The sequence below is a fragment of the Oceanobacillus kimchii X50 genome (genome assembly GCF_000340475.1).
In the GTDB taxonomy this organism is placed as follows: Bacteria; Bacillota; Bacilli; order Bacillales; family Amphibacillaceae; genus Oceanobacillus; species Oceanobacillus kimchii.
Map to the genome: position 1 here is coordinate 3,196,908 of NZ_CM001792.1, position 20,955 is coordinate 3,217,862.

At 35.2% G+C, this 20,955-nt stretch carries 21 protein-coding genes and 1 pseudogene; 10 read left to right on the forward strand and 12 right to left on the reverse strand.

Annotation, left to right across the window (positions count from 1 at the left end; genetic code table 11):
* The gene (locus tag C794_RS16325; protein WP_017798238.1) at nucleotides 1-1,296 is read right to left on the reverse strand and encodes an HD domain-containing protein; all 1,296 of its coding nucleotides are present in this window, start codon (nucleotides 1,294-1,296) and stop codon (nucleotides 1-3) included.
* Nucleotides 1,297-1,381: 85 nt separating this feature from the next.
* Between C794_RS16325 and C794_RS16330 the strand changes: the two genes are divergently transcribed.
* The gene (locus C794_RS16330) at nucleotides 1,382-2,221 is read left to right on the forward strand and encodes a lipoate--protein ligase family protein (RefSeq protein WP_017798239.1); all 840 of its coding nucleotides are present in this window, start codon (nucleotides 1,382-1,384) and stop codon (nucleotides 2,219-2,221) included.
* A gap of 59 nt (nucleotides 2,222-2,280) precedes the next feature.
* Nucleotides 2,281-2,784: pseudogene (locus C794_RS21390) on the forward strand (DinB family protein).
* 75 nt (nucleotides 2,785-2,859) lie between these two features.
* Here C794_RS21390 and pta read toward each other — a convergent pair.
* Nucleotides 2,860-3,834, reverse strand: coding sequence for a phosphate acetyltransferase (gene pta / locus C794_RS16340; RefSeq protein ID WP_017798241.1), 975 nt, complete (start codon nucleotides 3,832-3,834; stop codon nucleotides 2,860-2,862).
* 227 nt (nucleotides 3,835-4,061) lie between these two features.
* Between pta and hemQ the strand changes: the two genes are divergently transcribed.
* From hemQ to C794_RS16360, 4 genes are all read left to right on the forward strand, one after another.
* Nucleotides 4,062-4,811 carry a hydrogen peroxide-dependent heme synthase gene (gene hemQ / locus C794_RS16345; protein ID WP_017798242.1) on the forward strand — a complete coding sequence of 250 codons (750 nt, stop codon included), beginning with the start codon at nucleotides 4,062-4,064 and terminating at the stop codon, nucleotides 4,809-4,811.
* Nucleotides 4,812-4,942: 131 nt separating this feature from the next.
* A complete protein-coding gene (locus tag C794_RS16350) occupies nucleotides 4,943-5,368 on the forward strand; it encodes a cell wall hydrolase (protein WP_017798243.1) in 426 nt (141 codons plus the stop codon).
* Between the two features lie 55 nt (nucleotides 5,369-5,423).
* Nucleotides 5,424-5,897, forward strand: a complete 474-nt coding sequence (gene gerQ, locus C794_RS16355; RefSeq protein WP_017798244.1) for a spore coat protein GerQ — start codon at nucleotides 5,424-5,426, stop codon at nucleotides 5,895-5,897.
* Nucleotides 5,898-5,979: 82 nt separating this feature from the next.
* Entirely contained in the window at nucleotides 5,980-6,231 is a 252-nt protein-coding gene (locus C794_RS16360; protein ID WP_017798245.1) for a hypothetical protein, read from the forward strand.
* On the opposite strand, the gene C794_RS16365 is transcribed toward C794_RS16360, so the two are convergent.
* The 4 genes from C794_RS16365 to C794_RS16380 all read right to left on the reverse strand — a co-directional run bounded on the left by C794_RS16365 (nucleotide 6,226) and on the right by C794_RS16380 (nucleotide 7,907).
* On the reverse strand, nucleotides 6,226-6,597 hold the full coding sequence (locus C794_RS16365) for a DUF423 domain-containing protein (protein ID WP_017798246.1): 372 nt from the start codon (nucleotides 6,595-6,597) through the stop codon (nucleotides 6,226-6,228). The genes C794_RS16360 and C794_RS16365 overlap by 6 nt on opposite strands.
* Before the next feature lie 18 nt (nucleotides 6,598-6,615).
* Nucleotides 6,616-6,948, reverse strand: coding sequence for a YwdI family protein (locus C794_RS16370; protein ID WP_017798247.1), 333 nt, complete (start codon nucleotides 6,946-6,948; stop codon nucleotides 6,616-6,618).
* A 134-nt stretch (nucleotides 6,949-7,082) separates the two neighbouring features.
* The gene (locus C794_RS20885; RefSeq protein ID WP_017798248.1) at nucleotides 7,083-7,250 is read right to left on the reverse strand and encodes a hypothetical protein; all 168 of its coding nucleotides are present in this window, start codon (nucleotides 7,248-7,250) and stop codon (nucleotides 7,083-7,085) included.
* Nucleotides 7,251-7,607: 357 nt separating this feature from the next.
* Entirely contained in the window at nucleotides 7,608-7,907 is a 300-nt protein-coding gene (locus tag C794_RS16380) for a phasin family protein (RefSeq protein ID WP_017798249.1), read from the reverse strand.
* A 458-nt stretch (nucleotides 7,908-8,365) separates the two neighbouring features.
* Here C794_RS16380 and C794_RS16385 point away from each other — a divergent pair, with 458 nt between their 5' ends.
* Nucleotides 8,366-9,709 carry a YjiH family protein gene (locus C794_RS16385; protein ID WP_017798250.1) on the forward strand — a complete coding sequence of 448 codons (1,344 nt, stop codon included), beginning with the start codon at nucleotides 8,366-8,368 and terminating at the stop codon, nucleotides 9,707-9,709.
* A gap of 99 nt (nucleotides 9,710-9,808) precedes the next feature.
* On the opposite strand, the gene C794_RS16390 is transcribed toward C794_RS16385, so the two are convergent.
* Both C794_RS16390 and ku read right to left on the reverse strand, forming a co-directional pair.
* Entirely contained in the window at nucleotides 9,809-10,819 is a 1,011-nt protein-coding gene (locus C794_RS16390; RefSeq protein ID WP_017798251.1) for an acyltransferase family protein, read from the reverse strand.
* Between the two features lie 267 nt (nucleotides 10,820-11,086).
* The gene (ku, locus tag C794_RS16395) at nucleotides 11,087-11,929 is read right to left on the reverse strand and encodes a non-homologous end joining protein Ku (RefSeq protein ID WP_017798252.1); all 843 of its coding nucleotides are present in this window, start codon (nucleotides 11,927-11,929) and stop codon (nucleotides 11,087-11,089) included.
* Nucleotides 11,930-12,030: 101 nt separating this feature from the next.
* On the opposite strand from ku, the gene C794_RS16400 reads away from it, so the two are divergent.
* On the forward strand, nucleotides 12,031-13,827 hold the full coding sequence (locus C794_RS16400) for a DNA ligase D (RefSeq protein WP_017798253.1): 1,797 nt from the start codon (nucleotides 12,031-12,033) through the stop codon (nucleotides 13,825-13,827).
* 83 nt (nucleotides 13,828-13,910) lie between these two features.
* Here the strand turns inward: C794_RS16400 and C794_RS16405 are convergent, their stop codons facing one another.
* The 3 genes from C794_RS16405 to C794_RS16415 form a co-directional block, all read right to left on the reverse strand.
* On the reverse strand, nucleotides 13,911-14,354 hold the full coding sequence (locus tag C794_RS16405) for an OsmC family protein (RefSeq protein WP_017798254.1): 444 nt from the start codon (nucleotides 14,352-14,354) through the stop codon (nucleotides 13,911-13,913).
* 141 nt (nucleotides 14,355-14,495) lie between these two features.
* Nucleotides 14,496-15,320, reverse strand: coding sequence for a TerC family protein (locus tag C794_RS16410; RefSeq protein ID WP_017798255.1), 825 nt, complete (start codon nucleotides 15,318-15,320; stop codon nucleotides 14,496-14,498).
* A 362-nt stretch (nucleotides 15,321-15,682) separates the two neighbouring features.
* The gene (locus tag C794_RS16415) at nucleotides 15,683-17,416 is read right to left on the reverse strand and encodes a phospho-sugar mutase (RefSeq protein ID WP_017798256.1); all 1,734 of its coding nucleotides are present in this window, start codon (nucleotides 17,414-17,416) and stop codon (nucleotides 15,683-15,685) included.
* A 184-nt stretch (nucleotides 17,417-17,600) separates the two neighbouring features.
* On the opposite strand from C794_RS16415, the gene C794_RS16420 reads away from it, so the two are divergent.
* A complete protein-coding gene (locus C794_RS16420; RefSeq protein ID WP_017798257.1) occupies nucleotides 17,601-18,695 on the forward strand; it encodes an AI-2E family transporter in 1,095 nt (364 codons plus the stop codon).
* Nucleotides 18,696-18,712: 17 nt separating this feature from the next.
* Nucleotides 18,713-18,901: an SE1832 family protein gene (locus tag C794_RS16425; protein ID WP_017798258.1), complete on the forward strand. Its 189-nt coding sequence runs from the start codon at nucleotides 18,713-18,715 to the stop codon at nucleotides 18,899-18,901.
* 126 nt (nucleotides 18,902-19,027) lie between these two features.
* Here C794_RS16425 and C794_RS16430 read toward each other — a convergent pair whose 3' ends face one another.
* On the reverse strand, nucleotides 19,028-20,830 hold the full coding sequence (locus C794_RS16430) for a cation:proton antiporter (protein ID WP_017798259.1): 1,803 nt from the start codon (nucleotides 20,828-20,830) through the stop codon (nucleotides 19,028-19,030).
* Between the last annotated feature and the right edge of the window lie 125 nt (nucleotides 20,831-20,955).

Genomic DNA, 20,955 nt, shown 5'->3' on the forward strand with positions numbered 1-20,955 from the left:
TTATCTGTACAAAATATCGACAATGCGTTGTTTTAAACTTTCATCTTTGATTTCTTGAATGCGATCCTTTGGAAAATATAACTTATGATCCGTCCGTTTTTTCCCTGATATAGATTCTACTATATCAGAATGCCGAGATAGTTCTTTCAGACCGCCATCCGGCATCAATAAATGAATTGGTAACCGTTCTTCCTCTTCCCCAGAACGATAAAAATCATAAGGTAAATCCGACGAGGAATCCACAACAAGATAATAGTCTGGATTAATTCCTGCCTCTTTAAATAATTGATATAATTCCATTCCTGCATTTATCTGTGGATCTGGATTGTATTCAACATATTTAAATAGTCTTCTATTTATAAACCTTTCACATAAATCTGCTAAAATCTCATCGTTTTCTTCTTGCCATAATTGGAAATAATAATAGACAATCATCTCGTCTATTTTTAAATAGTCTTGTAAATCTACTGTTCCACTAAAGAATGAGATAAAATGTGTTGGTTTTAATTTAAAAGTATACGAATCATTTTCATATAAATACTTTGCACGTTGGAAGATTTTCGATAGAATCACTTCTGCACTTCTTGTTACCGGATGAAAATACACTTGCCAGTACATCTGATAACGACTCATAATATAGTCTTCTACGGCATGCATTCCAGTAGATTTAATGACAACCTGGTCATCCATCGGACGCATTACCCTTAGAATTCTTTCCATGTCAAAATGGCCATAGCTGACCCCAGTAAAATATGCATCTCTTTGTAAGTAATCCATTCTGTCCGCATCAATTTGACTGGAGATCAGGCTTACGACAAGCTTATCCGAATACGTTTTTGCAATTACGTCTGCAACTTTCTGTGCAAAATTCGGAGATACCTTATTTAAGATTTGATTAACAGTCGTATCTTCTAAAATAATACGTTGCGTAAATTTCTCGTGATCAAGTTTAAATACTTTTTCAAAAGAATGAGAAAATGGCCCATGCCCTAAATCATGTAGCAAGGCAGCACATAAACATAACAACCGATCTTCATTATCCCAGTTCACTCGATCTTGAAAATTCATCATGATACGTCGAACAATTTCGTATACACCTAATGAATGATTAAATCTACTATGTTCCGCTCCATGAAAAGTTAAATTTGTCGTTCCTAATTGTTTTACCCGACGAAGTCTCTGAAACTCGGGAGCAGCAATTAAATCCCATATTACCCGATCTCGAACATGAATATATCGGTGAACAGGATCTTTAAATACCTTCTCTTCTGTTAGCTGTTGGTCTTTATATTCCATATCTATGTCTCCATCCGATCTTTTTCGACGATTTTAGTATATTATATTATAGTTAGACAGAGGATGAAAGCACAAGGAGGAAATTATGAAAAACTGGAAAGATATTATCCGTCATCAATCATTTCGATATATAGATCATTCTGTGCACACAGAAATAGAAGGAAAACCTAATACGGCATTAACTTCCTTTGCTATAGACGATGCGTTAGCTATTTCTGTAAGTGAAGAAACCTCACCTCCAGTTATTCGTTTATGGGTACATCCAAATACTATCGTACTTGGCATACCAGATTCACGATTACCTTTTATTGATGAAGGTATGCAATTTATTGAAAAAAATAATTATCAGGCTGTGGTACGTAATTCCGGAGGACTTGCAGTAGCTTTAGATGAAGGGGTATTGAATATTTCACTGATTATTCCTGGAGGAAAGAACTTATCTATCTATGATTGCTACGAGGCTATGGTACGCTTCGTACAGGCCATGTTTCATGATCTTACTGATGAAATTAAAGCATATGAAATTGTTGGATCTTACTGCCCTGGTGATTATGATCTAAGCATTAAAGGTAGAAAATTTGCTGGAATTTCTCAACGTCGAGTTAAAAATGGTATTTCCGTTCAAATATATTTAGATGTGGAAGGCAATAGCAACCAACGAGCAGAATTGATACAGAAATTTTATACAAAAGGTAAGAAAAATAAAGAAACTACCTTTACATATCCTGATATAGATCCAAAAGTAATGGGCTCCCTCTCTGAATTACTAGGAATTACATTAACTGTAAATGATGTTAAAAAACGTGTGATCCATACGTTGAAGAAGCTAACGGATAAAATTGTTGAAATGCCTTTTCAAGAAGAGGAAAAAATGAATTTTGAAAAACGTTATAAGCAAATGGTGAAACGTAATCAGACTAATTAATATTCACAAATCATTTCTACTTTAGAGGAAATACCTTTCCTCCCCCTTGAAATATAATTATGGATATAAAATTCTGGGAGGTATGCTTATTAATAGAGTTAAAGGAAGTAACTTTAGACCAATTTCTGGCTAACGCAAATGATCCAAGTAGATACAACATATCATTCATAGAAGCAACAGATGGTATTAATGAAAAGAAGGCTTTTTGGAAGCCGGATACAAATAGCCATAGTGTCGCTGAGATTGTTCAACACCTTATTTATTGAAACAGAACATGGCAAATCAGATACAAGCATTCTGATTTTAATTCGATTCAAACAGTAAAGGAAAATGCAGAAACTTTCTCATTGCCTGATAAAATCTCGTTTAACGAATTTCGAAATGAATTACTCGGGATACTTTTACATTGGCAGAAATTATTTAAGGATAACTCTAACCTGTCCTGTTCAGTAATTAACTTTCTGGTAGGCGCAAAGCGGGGAGAACTATTAGGAAACGCAATCACGCATATTGCCTATCATATTGGACAAATCGTTTATATAAGAAAAATGAATAAATCATAGTATTTTTATTAAAAAAGGAGCTGAGACAAAGAAATCAATTAAATGAAAAATGTCTCAGCTTCTTTTTTTACTATATTATTCTCCCACTGCTTGTGCTGCAGTAATTAACGCTAAATTATACACATCTTCAGCGCTGCATCCACGTGAAAGGTCATTTACCGGACGGTTCAATCCTTGAAGAATGGGTCCTACCGCTTCAAATCCACCTAAACGTTGTGCAATCTTGTAGCCGATGTTTCCTGCTTCTAAGCTTGGGAAAACAAATACATTTGCATTACCTTTTAAAACGGAATCTGGAGCTTTTTTCTCTGCTACACTTGGTACAAATGCAGCATCAAATTGGAATTCTCCATCAATTACTAGAGATGGATTTTTTTCTTTAGCAATTTCTAATGCTTCAGATACTTTCTCAGTTTCTGGAGATTTTGCAGAACCTTTCGTAGAGAAGCTTAACATTGCAACTTTAGGATCCACATCAAATAAAGTCCCTGTTTTCGCACTTTCTACAGCAATTTCTGCAAGGTCATTACTATCTGGTGTTATGTTAATTGCACAGTCTGCAAATACATACTTCTCTTCATCACGAACCATAATGAATACGCCAGAAGTTTTCTTTACGCCTTCTTTTGTTTTGATGATTTGTAATGCTGGACGTACTGTATCCGCAGTAGAATGAGCTGCACCACTAACTAATCCATCTGCTTTATTCATATATACAAGCATGGTTCCAAAATAGTTTTCATCAATAAGAATTTTCTTTGCATCTTCTTCGGTTGCTTTTCCTTTTCTTCTTTCAACAAATGCTGTAACCATTTCATTAAAACCATCGTAGTTATTTGGATCAATAACATCACAACTATCTATCGACACATCAAGAGCCTTTGCCTTCGCTTTCACATCTTGTATATTACCTATTAAGATTGGTGTCATAATCCCTTCTTCTGCTAAACGACTTGCTGCAGTTAATATACGTTCATCTAATCCTTCTGGAAAGACAATTTTTTTATCAGCAGCTGTTACTTTTTCAGCTAATTGTTCGAATAATCCCATAATGTATGCCTCCTTGTAGCCTTACAAACTTGTGAATACTTTCTCATGATAAACTATCACAGTAAACAAATAAAGTGAAGCGCATAGTATGAATTCTTAATTTTTGACAAACAATTGACAATAGATGCTTTCAAGATGATTTTGAGCCTGTTTGATATGATTAGAGTACCCTACTTATGCTATAGTAAAAGCAGAACATGTATTTTTTATATAAGGAGTTGTTAAATATGGCAGAGGCTGTAGTTACTGTTGACGGTTGGTCAGCATTACATGATACACGTCAATTTGATTGGACATCTTGGAAATTAATTTCTAAGGAAGAAAGACAAGCAGCTATTGATGAATTCCAACAGCTCATTTCTAAATGGGAAGCTGTAGAAGAAGAAAAGCAAGGAAGTCATGGAGTATATAAAGTAGTTGGTAACAAAGCAGACTTTATGTTTATTTTCTTACGCGAAAGCTTCGAAGAATTAGAGCAAATCAAGACTGAAATTAATAAGACAAAACTTGGAGATTTCCTAATTCCAGGTTATTCCTACGTTTCGATTATTGAAATGACGATGCATGATCCAATGAAAGCGGGAGAAGATCGTGAGCTTTCTCCATATGTTAAGGATCGCTTAAAACCGATTATGCCTAAATGGGAGCATGCTTGCTTCTATCCAATGGCTCGTCGTCGTGATCCAGGTGCAAACTGGTTTGAAATTGAAAAAGAAGAACGTACAAAACTTCTATATGAGCACGGAATGACTGGTAGAAAATTTGCAGGAAAAGTGAAGGAAATTATTACAGGTTCCATTGGATTAGATGAATGGGAATGGGGAGTAACATTGTTTGCACATGACCCACTTCAATTCAAAAAAATTGTTTATGAAATGCGTTTTGATGAAGTAACAACCAAATATGCTGAGTTTGGCGACTTTATTGTAGGAAACTTCTTAGAAAAAGAAGAACTTTCTATCCAATTGTCTATATAAAATTATGCAAGAGGCTTTTTATCTTTTTGATGGAAAGTCTTTTTTTATTGTCATTTTATCCAAAATACAGGCATAAAAATAAATATTGAGATTGACATCTTAGATGAGAAATATGGAAATGAGGTATCTCTATGGCCATTGTGAAACATAATGAGGCAGAAGTAGAATTACTTGCCCGCCTCATGCGTGCTGAAGCTGAAGGTGATGGCGACTTAGGAATGTTGATGGTTGGAAACACTGGTATCAATCGGGTAATTGCAAGTTGTTTAGATTTCCCAAACATTCGATCTATAACCGATATGGTTTATCAAAGTCCTGGAGGCTTTGAAGCAACACAGAAAGGTTATTTTTATCAAAGAGCACGTCAATCTGAAATACGTCTTGCTCGAAGGGTGATACAAGGAGAGAGGCAACATCCTGCCTCAAATTCGTTATGGTTTTTTATGCCTGAAGGCGCATGCCCCGAACAATGGTTCGGACAGTGGAACGTCGGTAGATTTAAGGCACATTGTTTTTTTGCGCCTACTGCTGCGGAGTGTCCAGAAGTATATCGTTAAGCGAGCTTATATTGGTTCACTAAAAAGTTATTTTACAGTTTAGGAGGGATTATTCATGAGTGAAAATGAAAACCAATCCAATTATCAAAATTATCCGTATCAACAACCACAATCTCAACAACCATACTACTATTATCCAAACACTTCACCTGCATTTTATCCAGTATACCCAACAAGGCAGTTCAATCAAGGTAATCAACAGGGGGGACAACAACAGCCACAACAGCAACCACCACAAACCGGTGGTACGGGAGGTCTACCAGCTCAACAATCGTTTATCGAAAATATCTTACGTATGAACAGAGGTGAGCTTGGAACTTTTTATATGACTTTTGAAAATAGCGCACAACAGACAGAGTTTCGTGGCTATATTGAAGAAGCAGGAAGAGATCATATTTTAATTCGAGAAGAAGGATCAGAACGCAGATTTTTATTATTAATGGTTTATCTTGATTACGTTACATTTGATAACGAAATTAATTACTCATACCCATATGGTCAACAATTATCTACTTATAATCCAAGATAGTAGGCGAAACTATATAAAAAGGATGACCTTAACAAATTAATCGGGTCATCCTTTATCCATTTGTTAGCGAGGTGCACCAACTATGAGACATCCATATCAAAAATTTATTCAAATGGAAGTTATTGGGTTAGTACTTTCTTTTCTTTCTGGTATTACAGCTTTAATTACAGGATGGCTAATTCTTTTGTTTTTTGCTGTGTATTTGCTTGTTTTAAGCATTGTTTGTGATGCAATAATATTAATGCAAACAAGACGTCAATCAGAAGCTATGAAACAAGCTATCCGAGCATTCGTATTATTTTTGTTAATCACATCTATGTTCTTTCAGTTATAAAAGTCTCATGCCTGCAACACCAAGTAACACCCACCCAATAAGGAATGCAAGTCCTCCAATTGGTGTAATCATCGCAAAGGTAGTTATACTCGTAAAGGAATAAACATATAAACTTCCCGAAAACAAAATAATCCCTACAAGAAACATCCAACCACTAGTTGTGAGTAATCCGCTTCCTTCAAATCTTGCTAAAAGTAATGCGACAGCGATTATAGCTATGGTGTGGAACATTTGATAATCTACTGCTTTCCCCCAGTTGTTCAGTGCTTTCTCAGAAAGTCTTCCTTCTAACCCATGTGCACCAAATGCACCTAAAGCAACTGCTAAGAATCCTAGTATAGCTCCAATTATTAAAAATAGCTTCATTTTAGTTTCCCTCCGATGTTAAAAATCAAATAATGAGTCTCCATTCGCTTCATCGTCCTCAACCGATTTCTTCTTGTTTACCCCGATTGATTTTGAAGTATCTCCAAGCATTGCCTTTATTTCTGCATCCGTAAATTGCGATTCCACATCTGAAACTTGTTTAATTTGTGGTGTTGTAATAGAAGAAACTGTCGCTCCTTTATTCGGAGTACGTGTTTCATCAAATAACTCACTTAAAATACGGACATGTTCTATTCTTTTTTTCAATTGTGAGTGGTTGTTAGCTTCACGCTTCGCTGCTTCTAATTCTGTTATCATTTTATTAATGATGGTTTCATTGGAAACCGACATAACGCTCTCTCCTTCATTAACTCTTTCATGAGAATTATAGCATGAAAGCTATTGATTTTATACAAATCTATATTAACGATTTTTACTTATAGCCCAAAATAAAAAAGGGTTTCGGAATGTCCGATGCCCCTCTATCACGAATTCATTGTATATAAATGACCTTCTTTTGATTTCAGCTCTTCTTCTAATTGTTCCACCGTATAGCGTTCATACATCCATTGCAAAAATCTTATTTCCTCATCTTGCAATCTTCTTCCAAGCTTTTCAGTAGTATCATTACAAATTTGAAAAAAGCTTTGCATACCGACAACTCCCCCTATACGTGCTACTAACTATAAACAATTATACTCGTTAAAACTATCACAATCAATAGCAAATTGATAATTTACTGAATTTACAGTTTTCATTTTGAAAATGCATCTTCATTCTGTAACATCACTGAATATTGTTATTGTTACCACAAAAGCATGACCTAAAGTCCCTTGGAGATTATCCGGCACTTACATGAAGTTGACTCCTCAGATCTTCTCTTTAACTACAGCTCATAGTCTGGAAGTTCGGAAATTACGGCCCCTTACAGAATAAATGTAAAGAAAGAGAGCTTGGGCAAAAGTATTTAAGCTAAACTTTTTATGTTCCCAAGCCCATTAAAAAAGTGCCTATTTATCACTTAACTTGTCCTCTAATTCTGTTAGTCTTGCACGAATTTCTTGAATATCTTCTACGGTCGCAATTCCATAATCCTTTGCAAGCTGTTGAGTTTGTTTATGTTGTTTCGCATCCCACTCTTCTTTCTTCATACCGCCTTTTTCAATAAAGTTGTCCATGACGGTTTTCGCTTGCTCTTGTGTCAGTTCGTTTTTCTCAACGAGTTCTTTCAGTTTCTTATCAAACTTCTCTTTACCGCTTACAGCAGCTCCTAGGCCAAGTAAGAAACCTTTTCGTAAATAATCACTCATATATTACACCCCCTTCAATGAAACATTCACTTTCCAAGATGCATTTGGAGAAAAAATATCTCCATGTATTATTTCTATTATAGTGAATGAACTACCATATCGTAAATTATTTTAGCGAAATTACTAAATTAATATTCATTACATTTATTATATTCCCGAATTTAATAGTTTTAATCCATTTATTAACATGACTCAATTTCATTATTCCCAAGTTCTAATTATAAAACAATTTATTAGTGATATAAATAAATTATAGGAGATATTGGGAATGACTGGGATGAAATACGACAACTCCTAAAGAGCAACATCCGTATTTCATGCATATAATATGTGCTTAATGAAATTACTAAGCATACTAAAAAAATGATTGAATATAATTTCTAAATAATGTATAATTATGCAGTCAGTACAATCTACTATAATACTTTTATATAAATATATTTTTGGGGGTCAATACTTTGAAATCATATTCTTTTAGCGATCATTTGAAGTTCATTATACCTTCTTTGATTGGTATTTTCTTCTTTATGATTCCTATTACCGTTGATGGTGATATGACAATTCCAATTGCTTTACTCGCAAATTGGGTACAAATTCTATTGGCAAATAGCCTTTCTGCAATAATGATGGTTATTATAATTATAACTGCTATTTCTACAGTTATTGCAAAATTTTTAGGTGAGGATGCTTTTAATCACAAGCCTTTCTTAAAGCAATTATTCTACACAAGCATGTTCTGGACGATTACACGTGTAATTGCTGCAATTATTGCAGTAATGGTATTTTTCGAAATCGGACCAGAAGCAATCTACAGTGAGAATACTGGCGGAATGTTATTACATTCCCTCTTACATGTTTTGTTTGCGGTGTTTTTATTCGCAGGATTACTTTTACCACTGCTGACGAATTTTGGCTTACTTGAATTCTTTGGAACATTAATGACAAAAATTATGCGTCCTTTATTCCGTCTACCTGGACGTTCTTCTATTGATGCACTTGCGTCTTGGGTAGGCGATGGAACGATTGGAGTTTTATTAACCAGTAAGCAATACGAGCAAGGTAACTATACGAAACGCGAAGCTGCGGTTATTGGTACAACATTCTCTGTAGTTTCTATTACATTTACACTAGTTGTGCTACAAGAAGTTGATTTGGAGAGACTATTCTTGCCGTTCTACTTAACGATTATTATTGCTGGGATTGTAGCAGCACTAATCATGCCTAGAATTCCACCTCTATCTAGAAAAGCTAATACGTATGTTACAGATGCCAATAAAGAATTAGATGAATCTATCCCAGAAGGGGAATCTATAATTAGTTATGGATATAAGAATGCAATTGAAAGAGCAAGAAAGGAAAGCAGCTTATCTAAAATATTAAAGGAAAGTGGTCAAAATATCCTTGATATGTGGATGGGCGTCGCTCCTGTCGTTATGGCTATCGGGACGGTTGCTGTTGTGATCGCAGAATATACTCCATTCTTCCAATGGATTGGTGCACCATTCGTTCCGTTACTCGAGCTTATGCAAATACCATATGCACAAGAAGCTTCTGAAACATTGTTGGTTGGTTTTGCAGATATGTTCTTGCCAGCTATCTTTATATCAGGTGTGGAAGCTGAAATCACTCGATTTATTATTGCTGCATTATCAGTAACACAATTAATTTATTTATCTGAAGTTGGTGGCTTATTACTAGGATCCAAAGTACCTGTTTCATTTAAAGATTTAATGATTATTTTTTTATTACGTACAATCATTACTCTACCGGTCATTACATTAATCGCTCATATTATCTTTTAAGAGAATACGTACATTAAAAAAAAGAACTCAGAGATATAAAATCTTTGAGTTCTTTTTTTAATTCCACTGAAGTATTATTACTGTAAATCTTTCACTATTTTAAGAAGATGTTCCACTTCGTTGGTTATTAAATATATTTCGAATTATAGACATCTTACCTTCTATTAATGGCTGTGACACAGTTAATACCGGCTTACTAGACAATAGAATAACAATCATTGCCGAAATACCAGCAATACCGATAAAGTCTAGTATGTTATTTACCGATAATATATCATATTGACGTAAAAACTGTACGATAAAACCATGAAGTAAATATACATATAATGTTCTTGTACCTAGTTTTGTCAACCATCCGAAATTCCGCTTCGGTACCCAAGCTAACACACTCACCACCATAATAGCTGCTGTAACATACACAAGCAATCTTGCAATACCTCCATATTGCTCCATTCCTAGATCTCCATAAGATTTGGAAGCTAATAGCCATCCAGAGTTAAATTCTGGCATATAGAAAATGGCAATTGCTAGTACGGTCATCACAACTAATGAAACTCCTTTTACGGCATTTCTCTTTATACTCATCATTTGTTTTTCTGTTACCCAATATCCGATTAAGAAAAATGGGAAAAACACAAATGTACGTGATAAACTAAATGTGTGGCCAATCTCACCAAAGTACCCTACTACCACACCTATTAGTACTGCTAATGAAATACTGTAAAATGCAGGGATTTTCTTAAACACGATTAATAAAATATGCCAGCTGAATAAGCTAAATAAGAACCATAAAGACCAATGTGGGTGAAACATACCCGTTTGCCAATCTGGTTTACCAATATAGAAATAATAGATAGTATATAAAATTTGAAAAATCAAATACGGTACAATTAATTTCTTTGCTAATTTCCAAACATATCCTGCATTTCCGGAACCTTTAGTAAAGAATCCAGATAATAGTATAAATGCTGGCATGTGAAACGTATAAATCCATAAATACAAAGTGTTAATTCCTGCGTATTCATTTGTAAAAGGTTGAATCATATGACCAAAAACAACCAAGAAAATTAATAAAGCTTTCGCATTATCAAAGAAAGCATTACGTTCCATATTCATCCCTCTTGTTGTATTCCAGAATTATTGTTGCATTATCCACTTTACCCGTTTTTCAAAAAAAAATCATATCAAAAGCCCAGATTTCATCATTCTGTAATCAATTTGTAAGTGTAGAGCAAAAATGTAATAGAAATACAGTAAATTTGCCGTAAAGTGTACTTCATTCAATGGGGAATTTTAATGTTACATATACGATATACAAGAGATAGGATGTTTTTTCTATCTAAGTATAAAAGTCCCTAGAATTGAAAACTAGAGACTTTATGATGTTGCTTTTTTCTTCTTTGCAGTTGTTTTTTTCTTCGGTTGTTTCGGTTTTGGCTTGTCCTTTTTCGCCCGATCTAACGATTCCTGCAACGCATCCATTAAGTTCGTTACATTATCCGGAGTCGTTTTTGGTTCTCCACCGATTTCTATTTCTTCATTATTTTTCTTCGCTTCTATTAATTCTAATAGAGCTGTTCGATAATCATCGGTATACTTTTCAGGCTCAAATTCTGTTGTTAATTGATCAATTAATAATTTAGCTGTATCCAGTTCTTTTTTTCCTACTTCTGCTTGCTCAGGAACATTCGGCACATCTGCCACGGCTCGAACTTCATCTGGATAGTGAATGGTTTCTACAACAATTGCACTTTCATATACACGAATGATCGCTAATTGTTCTTTAGAACGTATCATCATTTTCGCTATACCAATCTTTCCAGAATCTAATAAAGCTTCTCTTAATAGAGCATATGCCTTTGACCCACCTTCATTTGGGGATAAATAATAACTTTTTTCAAAGTATATGGGATCAATGTCCTTTAACTGAACAAAGTCAATAATTTCTACTGCTTTATCTTCTTGCTCTTTCTTTAAAGCTTCCAATTCATCATCGTCCAACACAACAAATTTATTCTTGGCATATTCATATGCTTTTACTAGATCATCATTGGATACATCTTCTTCACAGTTGGGACAAACCTTCTCATATTTAATTGGTGTTTTACATTTTTTGTGCAGTTGACGAAGTCTTATATCTTTGTTTTCTGTCGCCGCGTGCATCTTCACTGGAATATTAACTAAACCAAAACTAATAGTTCCCTTCCACATTGTATGCATTCCGTTCCCTCCTTGAAGTTAGTTTGCAGTTCTCTCTGTTTTTTATACGAATGGAATAGTAAAAACAATAAAATCAGACACCCTATTAATGAGGTGATTATATGGAATGGATGAAGCCGATAGCAAGTACAGAAATTCCAGCTGGGGATGAGTGGTTATATGAGGTGAAATATGATGGATTTCGATGTAAATTAGTATGGTCTGTCACAAATAAAATAACTTTAATCAGTAAAAATAATCATGATATCACAAAAAATTTTCCTGAAGTTATTCAATGGTGTGAAAATAACTACAAATACTTCAAAAATAAATTACCGTTAGAATTAGATGGCGAACTAGTAATATTAAATCACCGGTATCAAGCGAATTTCGCTCAAATACAAAACCGTGGAAGATTACAAAATAGCGATCGAATTAAAAAAAGCGCAAATCTAAGACCTGCAACATTTATGGTGTTTGATTTAACAGAACTCAAAGGAAAAAAATTACACCAAAGCAATCTATCTTTACGAAAGAAATACCTTTATCAACTCATGCAAGAACTGACTGAAAATGAAATGATTAGATGTGTGGAATCATTCACCTCTATCTCAAACGTTAATGAAATTGTATATGCAGCCAAGGCTGAGGGCATTGTCGCCAAAAAGAAAAAAAGCACTTACCAAAAAGGAAAGCAACATAACGATTGGTTTAAAATTAAAAATTGGCGATTAATACACGGAATTCTAACAGCTTATAACCCAAGTAATGGCTATTTTACAGTTAGTGTACTGAAGAATAATCAGCCTATTCATATCGGGAAGTGTAAACACGGCCTAGCAAAAGATACTTCTCAAACTGTACAAAGGCTTTTTCAAGATCAAGGTGACTTCCTGGATGGTATATACTATCTACCTCCAGCAATTACGAGTACCATCCATACATTAGATTTATATGATCATGAGCTACGTGAACCTGAATTTAAACAGATTACAGCAGATATACCCTATACAGAATGCACATTGGAAAAATTACAATTAGACTTGGCTCAACTCCCTCATTCTATAGAGGTATCCAATACAGATAAGTACCTATGGCCAAATAATTATACCAAAAAGGATTTGTTAATATACATTCGTGAAATATCAACCTGGATGTTACCTTTTCTACGTCAAAAAGCATTAACCATCATTCGTTGTCCAGATGGAATAACAGAGGAGTCCTTTTTTCAAAAGAACCTCCCAGACTATGCCCCAGACTATTTATCATCAACTTCTTCTCAAGAGAACTATATTGTATGTAATCATTTAAAAAGCATCGTCTGGTTAGCAAATCATGGTTCGATTGAATATCATATCCCTTTTCAACGGATTGGCCATGTTACACCTGTAGAAATTGCCTTTGATTTAGATCCACCTGATCGTGAGCATTTCAATTTAGCAGTTCATGCTGCAAATCTCCTAAAGCAAATATTAGATGAATTAGAACTCGTATCGTTCGTAAAAACATCAGGAAACAAAGGACTGCAAGTATATATTCCGATACGAGAAGGTAGTATGACTTATGACGAGACATTCCTATTCACAGAAGCCATTGCTAAAACGCTAGAAAAGTCATATCCAAACGATTTTACGACCGAACGGATGAAAAAGAACCGGAATAATCGACTCTATATTGACTATGTCCAACATGGTAAAGATAAAACACTTATTGCACCCTATTCACCAAGAATGACGAAAGAAGGTACAGTATCTACACCACTATATTGGAATGAAGTAGTTGAGGATTTAGATCCTACCTTTTTTACAATTGGTAATGTTGTAAATCGGGTACATGAGATTGGTTGCCCTTTTGCAAACTATCATGATATGCATGAGCAGCAAGATATGAAAAAGATGCTTCGCTTAGTACGTGGATAAACCGTATAACTTATAGATGAAAGATTAAAAAACCCGAACCATACTCTTTTTTTATTAGAGCGGTTCGGGGCTTAATATAGATTTTATTTACCGAATGTTGGTTGCAATTCTATTTGTACATTGCCTTGAATTGCTCTGGAAATCATGCAAGAAGTTTCTGCTTTTTCGACTAGTTTTCGTACATGTTTCCATTGCTTGTCATTTGCCTCTTCTTTTAAATTAACGAAAGGTTTATGAATGATTTTCTCATACGTAAATACACCATTGGTCACATCCACAATACCTTCTGATTCTAGATACATTTTACTTAAAGGTAGTTCGGCGCGTTCAATCAATGCAGCCAGTGTAATCACATAGCAAGTAGCAGCCGCTCCTAATAACATTTCATCTGGATTAGTACCAATCCCTGGTCCATCCATTTCAGTCGGAATCGAGATTTTTGTTTTTAAATTTCCTGCTTCAATCGTTCCTTGGCTATTTCTACCACCTGGCCATTCCGCTTTCAAATGAAAATGATGTTGTACCAAAGTTAGTCCCCCTCTAGATTATTCACACCTAGTATAACAAAACGTTCTGATCAAAAGACGAATATTATAAGAATAAAAGTAAGAAATATACGGAGACTTCCGCGATGCATAAGCATCCGGAGACTCACCGGCCATCTTCCATTAAGACTGTCCTTTTTCTTGATTCTTCTTCGGACTGGAAGCAAACCAACCAACAACTGCAATTGCAACAAGTATAACATAGAAGCTCAACTTCCAACCTGTAGAATGCGGGAAGTGTTCTGGAATCCAGCCAATATCTGGATTTGCCATCACAAGAACAGCTAGTTTTACACCAACCCATCCAACGATTAAAAATGCAGCCACTTCGAGTGCAGGACGTTTATGAAGGATACCGACAAATATATTTGCAGCGAATCGCATGATAATTAATCCGATCATACCACCTGCAAATACTACCATAAATTGACCAGTATCTAAGCTACCGATATTACCTAAACCAGTAGCAGGTAATGCCACCGCTAAAGCTACTGCTGCTAATATAGAATCGACCGCAAATGCCAGGTCTGCAAATTCTACTTTTACTACAGTTAGCCAAAATTCTTTCTTCGATGCTTGCTCAGGTTCTTTATTTGCTAATGCAGCTACAGATTCTTTTGCATCTTCAGCTATCTCTAACTCTTCTTCAGGTTCTTCTTTCTTTTTAAATCGATCATATAAGTTCTTTATCGAAATAAATAATAAGTAGGCTGCACCTAAAGCCTGTACTTGCCAAAAATCTACAAGGAACGATATAACAAATAACGAAGCAAACCTAAAAACAAATGCCCCTGCAAGTCCATAGAACAATGCTCTCTTACGCTGTTTTTCTGGAAGATGTCGGACCATAATTGCTAATACTAGAGCATTATCAGCTGCTAATAAACCCTCTAAGCCAATAAGTACCAGCAAGACCCATAAATATTCTAACAATAACTCTGAACCCATAATACATTAACTCCTCTTCTATAGTGAGACTTCCATCAATGCCGGGTTTTCCACACTTGATGGTTTAACGAACCTTATGCCCGGTTCCCTTCTCTTTTTGCGACCCCTAAGACTTAAAGTGAAGGGATACGGACGATTACTCACCGCAATCAACACATTAGTAAAAAAGCACAAAAAAACGAGACCTTTACCTACTAATGGTAAAGGTCTCGCTAACAACGGTCGTTGCCATATAAAGCCGGAGAATTGATCTCGTAATGACGACTTTAAATGTACAGCTACTCCCCTTTAATTTGCTTTAAGTATACACTTATTAAATACTTTTTTTCTTCATCTGTCAATATAAAGAAGTAAACCTACAATTAATCAATAATACCATTCACTCGCTCTTCCAATGATTCTTTAAGCGCCAATAAACGTTGGTGACTATCTTCTGCATTTGTTCCACGTACACCATAATAATATTTAATTTTCGGTTCCGTCCCAGATGGACGGAAACATACCCAACCATCATCTTGTAACAAATACTTAATCATATTTTCTTTTGGCAGTGTAATGGTTTCTTGCTTTTTCTCTAAAGTTAAAGTACGGATAGAACTAGAGTAGTCTTCGATAGTAGTCACCTGCATTCCGCCAATTTCAACGAAAGGGTTTTCTCTAATCGAGGTTAATATCTCCTCTATTTGTTCCGAACCTTCTTGTCCTTTCAATGTTAAAGAAGTCATGCCCTCTAGATAGTATCCATATTTTTCATATAGTAAATCTAATGCATCAAATAATGTTTTTCCTTCCTTCTTCCAATAATATGCCATTTCAGTTGCCATCATTGCTGCCTGTACAGCATCTTTATCCCGTGCAAAGCTACTGATTAAATAACCGTAGCTTTCTTCAAATCCAAATAGGAAAGTTTCGCCTGTCATATCGTATTGGTTGATCTTTTCCCCAATATATTTAAAGCCTGTCAAAGTATCAATTGACCCTACTTGGTTTGCTTCCGCAATTGCACGTCCCATTTCTGTTGTTACAACTGTTTTAATCATACGAGGTTTCACCGTTTTAGACTTATCAATGTGCTTAACGATATAATCGAATAATAGTACACCAAGTTGATTACCAGTTAGCACTTGATATTCATCATCTGAATTTTTCACTGCTACACCAAGGCGATCTGCATCTGGATCCGTACCTAATAAAATATCGGCGTTTGTTTGTTTTCCTATATCAATAGCTTTGGAAAATGCTTGATGCTCTTCTGGATTCGGTGATTTGACCGTTGAAAACTCTGGATCGGGTTGGGCTTGCTCTTCGACAACAGCCACTTTAGAGAAGTGAAGCTGTTGAAGTCCTTTTGTTACTAAATCATACGCAGTACCATGTAATGGCGTAAATACGACCTGTAAATCCTTGTCATTTTGCTGTTCTTCTGTTGATAGTTGAGTTATTTCATGTAATTTTTCCAAATAAGCAATATCTACTTCATCGCTTAACCACGTTAACTTTCCTTGTTCTTCTACTTGGGCTTGCTCTAATGTCGGAACTGTTAATTCATCTTCCGTTTGCTGTATTGATTCTACAATCAATTGCGCTTCTGATGGAACAATTTGCGATCCATGTTCATTATAGACTTTAAATCCATTATATTCGGGTGGATTATGACTAGCAGTAATCATAATCCCTGCTGCAGTATTTAAGTGGCGGACTGCAAAAGATAATAAAGGAGTTGGTCGTAAAGATTCAAATACATATGTATGTATGCCGTAGTATCCCAATACTTTAGCGGATTCAATTGCAAATTCTTTAGACATATACCGAGAATCATAAGCAATAACAATACCTCGATTTTTTGCATCACTACGATTAGTTAACAAATAATCTGCAAGTCCATTAACTGCTTTTCTTACTGTATAAATATTCATACGATTGGTTCCCGCTCCAAGAATTCCTCGCATCCCCGCTGTACCAAACGATAATTCTTGATAAAAAGCATCTTTCAACGCATCCTTATCATTCTTTAGTTTATTTAAATTTGATTTTAATGATTCATCTAATGTTGTAAACATATTCCACTTTTCAAACATTTTTTCCCAGTTCTTCACAGGCGTATCCTCCCAAATGACGATATGCAAAAATTTTAGCATACTTTTGCAGCTATTACTATTACTCTCGTTTAGTGTTATTTAAAATCGGTAATTACTAGATAATAAGAAAATAATCTTTCTAATCCATGTAAAAAGATGTAAAATAATACTAATCATAGACGATATAGAAAGTAGTGATGTTATGTCGCACAAGCGATGGTTTCAAGTGTTAATGTTCTTTATACTCTTGTTTCTGCTGATTCTGTTAATTTCGCAGACAAGTTTTATTTTCACACCTTTACTGCAATTAATTGGTGCAGTAGCCCTTCCTATTATAGGTGCAGGAATTTTATATTATCTAACCAAACCTGTAATGAATTTTTTAGTGAAACGAAAAGTTCCTAAAATCCTCTCCATCGTAATTGTGTTTCTGTTAATTATATCTGTGATTGCGTTGTTTGTTTTATTCATCTGGCCAATCGCTCGTGATCAAGCCAATCGATTAATTGATAGCATTCCTGGTATGATTAAAATGGTAGAAGATTTTATTTCCTACTGGCAGCAAAATTACTCCAGTATTCCGGATCAAGTGATCTCTGCAATCAATGATTTTGCACAAGATATTCCTGCGTATCTAGAAAATGCAACAAGTAATATTTTTGGATTTTTAGGAGCATTTATTGGGCAGCTTGTTAGCATTGTACTAGGTGTAATCCTTATTCCATTTTTCTTATTCTTTATGTTAAAGGATGGGCATAAATTAGTTCCATTTATCACTCAATTATTTAGTGAAAAGAAAGCAAAAAATATTCAAAGCCTACTTAGTAAAATTGATAAAGTGTTAACATCGTTTATTCAAGGTCAATTATTAGTGAGTTTAGCTGTAGGTATATTACTATTAATTGGATATTTGATTATTGGATTACAATATTCAGTCATTCTAGCATTATTTGGAATGTTGATGAATGTAATTCCATTTTTAGGACCATACATTGCCGTGATACCAGCGTTACTCGTTGGAGCATTCCAAGACCCTATGAACCTTTTGTGGGTAGCTATTATTATGTTAGTCGCACAGCAAATTGAAAGTACACTGATTTCACCGAATGTAATGGGACAGGTATTAAATCTACATCCATTAACGGTTATTACAACCATTTTAGCAGCGGGTAGCATTGCAGGATTTATTGGAATTCTATTTGCCGTACCGATTTATGCAGTATTTAGAACGATAGCAATTCATTTTTATCAGACGTATGTCAAATCCAAAAAAGAAAAACAAGACGCGCTTATTTAGGAAAGGGGAAGTTCCATTTGAACACTCGTCAAGAACTTGAGGCAAAACTAGATGAACTTAAATCAGATTATGTACGAATTCAAAGTGACCTGGATAAGTTAGAGTACGTAAAAGGAAGAGTATCCTCTGCAGAAGAACAATTAATCCGTTTAGAAAATGAAATTGCCGAAGTTAATCGTCAACTAGATGAACTTCCGACGAATTAACTTACGAGCTGCCTATCTTTGGCAGCTCTTTTTCTTTCTACTTTAATGTTAGCTAATATTAATGAATATCAAAATTAAAAACTCCTTAGGATAACCAAATATTGGCTTTCCCTAAGGAGTTTATATTTAATCATTACTCTGCTTTGTTAGACTAACAATCACGTCACCTGATACTGGAACAGTTCGCATCTCTTCAGAGAAGAACTTAAGTTGTCCAGAAGGTTTAATTAAAAATAAGAATACCGTATCTGGATCTTTCTTTTCCTTATAGTGATCGAATGTAAATTGCTCCGATAAAGTTGTTCTTCTTACCGTAAATCCATCTTCTACCTTCTCCACGAGTTCTTCTAATGAGAACTTTTTATTAAATAAAATTCGCCCGCCTACTTTCGATACCACTCCAGTAGAGTAACCATCTTCAAAATGCGTATAAGGACTAACTTTAAATACATTTGTCCTTCCATATTCAGGCATAAACGTTGTACAGATAAGAGAGTTATATGCATGATCATTTGTTACGGTTAGTAAATACTCATAAGGTATCGTATCGAGATGATGCTCTGTTTGTTCTGATAGCATACTACCGTGATAAACATGTAATCCGGCACTTCGGGCTGGAGCTAGATCTTCCCAGGAAGAACTTACAATAATTGCTGGGTACTTTGCCTCTCCTAGGGATTTTGCAAGTTCAATGGTAAATGGGTTACTCCCAACAATTAAAGCTCCTGGATTTCCTTCATTTGATAATCCAAGTTTTTTCGATAACCAACCAATAGAAAATCCATGTGCAACAACGGTAAATATAACAAGTGCAAACGTAAGTGCTGTTAGAATAGAAGCATCCTCGTATCCTGAATCGCTTAGCACATTTGCAAAATAACCTGATACCGTTAATGCAACAATTCCACGTGGCGCAATCCAGCCAAGTAGTGTCTTTTCATTTAAACTTAGGCCGGTTCCAATAGTCGATAAGAATATAGACAATGGACGAACTGCAAACATCATAAGAAGAACATATAAGATAATATTTGGACTAAATATTTGCATAATGGTTTCCCTGTCTAATGAAGCAGTTAACATGATAAATATAGTCGAAATAAGTAAAACGGATATATTTTCTTTAAAATGACGCATATCAGAAATTGAACTAATTCCCATATTTGCTAACGTTATACCCATTGCTGTTACAGACAGTAATCCTGTTTCATGCATTACTTCATCTGCAAGCGTAAAGCATAGGAGGACGACAACTACAATTGCAGGTGATTTTAGAAATTCAGGGATATGTCCCATTTCAAACATCCATCCAAGTCCTTTACCAAGCACGTAGCCGATGAACACAGCAAACAACGAAGCTGCGAAGAACAATACTAATTGCATTGCATCAGGGTTTGCTGCCGTTAAAAAGGTGATAATTTCAAATGCAAACACTGCTAAAAGTGCACCAATCGGGTCTACAATAATCCCTTCCCATTTTAAAATCTTAGCAGGACGAGCTTTCAATTTCGCTTGACGGAGTAGTGGCATTATAACAGTTGGACCTGTTACAACAAATAAACCACCAATGACAAACGCTACTGCCCAAGATAGACCAGCTATATAATGAGCCGTTAACGACCCTAGTATCCATGCAATAAAGGCTCCAATCGTGGATATGCGAAATACAGGCCTTCCTATTCCACGCAACTCTTTAAAGCTTAAGTTCAAACTACCTTCAAATAGTATAATTGCTACAGCAGCTGAGATGAGTGGACTATAAAGCGCTCCAAAATCCTCTTCTGGATTAATAACTCCAAATATTGGACCAACCGCTAACCCTGTAACCGACATTACGACGATGGCAGGTAATCGGTAGCGCCATGCAATCCATTGAGATGCTATACCAAGCACTCCGATTAACATTATTTCAAATAATAGAGAAGGAACCATACATTACCCTCCTTTTTTCTTTTTTGATATAAAAACATTTTATATATGTCGGGATGATATGTAAATAAATTTAGCGCGGACGATTTATTTAGATAATGTAAACTGGTTTAAATCAGTCTTGTGTA

Coding starts and splice junctions, on each gene's coding strand:
- C794_RS16330 (WP_017798239.1), top strand. CDS start 1,382: ATGAAAAACTGGAAAGATATTATCCGTCATCAATCATTTCGATATATA.
- C794_RS16400 (WP_017798253.1), top strand. CDS start 12,031: ATGGAATGGATGAAGCCGATAGCAAGTACAGAAATTCCAGCTGGGGAT.
- C794_RS16350 (WP_017798243.1), top strand. CDS start 4,943: ATGGCCATTGTGAAACATAATGAGGCAGAAGTAGAATTACTTGCCCGC.
- C794_RS16410 (WP_017798255.1), bottom strand. CDS start 15,320: ATGGGTTCAGAGTTATTGTTAGAATATTTATGGGTCTTGCTGGTACTT.
- C794_RS16420 (WP_017798257.1), top strand. CDS start 17,601: ATGTCGCACAAGCGATGGTTTCAAGTGTTAATGTTCTTTATACTCTTG.
- C794_RS20885 (WP_017798248.1), bottom strand. CDS start 7,250: ATGCAAAGCTTTTTTCAAATTTGTAATGATACTACTGAAAAGCTTGGA.
- pta (WP_017798241.1), bottom strand. CDS start 3,834: ATGGGATTATTCGAACAATTAGCTGAAAAAGTAACAGCTGCTGATAAA.
- C794_RS16360 (WP_017798245.1), top strand. CDS start 5,980: ATGAGACATCCATATCAAAAATTTATTCAAATGGAAGTTATTGGGTTA.
- C794_RS16390 (WP_017798251.1), bottom strand. CDS start 10,819: ATGGAACGTAATGCTTTCTTTGATAATGCGAAAGCTTTATTAATTTTC.
- C794_RS16380 (WP_017798249.1), bottom strand. CDS start 7,907: ATGAGTGATTATTTACGAAAAGGTTTCTTACTTGGCCTAGGAGCTGCT.
- C794_RS16365 (WP_017798246.1), bottom strand. CDS start 6,597: ATGAAGCTATTTTTAATAATTGGAGCTATACTAGGATTCTTAGCAGTT.
- gerQ (WP_017798244.1), top strand. CDS start 5,424: ATGAGTGAAAATGAAAACCAATCCAATTATCAAAATTATCCGTATCAA.
- C794_RS16370 (WP_017798247.1), bottom strand. CDS start 6,948: ATGTCGGTTTCCAATGAAACCATCATTAATAAAATGATAACAGAATTA.
- ku (WP_017798252.1), bottom strand. CDS start 11,929: ATGCATACAATGTGGAAGGGAACTATTAGTTTTGGTTTAGTTAATATT.
- C794_RS16430 (WP_017798259.1), bottom strand. CDS start 20,830: ATGGTTCCTTCTCTATTATTTGAAATAATGTTAATCGGAGTGCTTGGT.
- hemQ (WP_017798242.1), top strand. CDS start 4,062: ATGGCAGAGGCTGTAGTTACTGTTGACGGTTGGTCAGCATTACATGAT.
- C794_RS16325 (WP_017798238.1), bottom strand. CDS start 1,296: ATGGAATATAAAGACCAACAGCTAACAGAAGAGAAGGTATTTAAAGAT.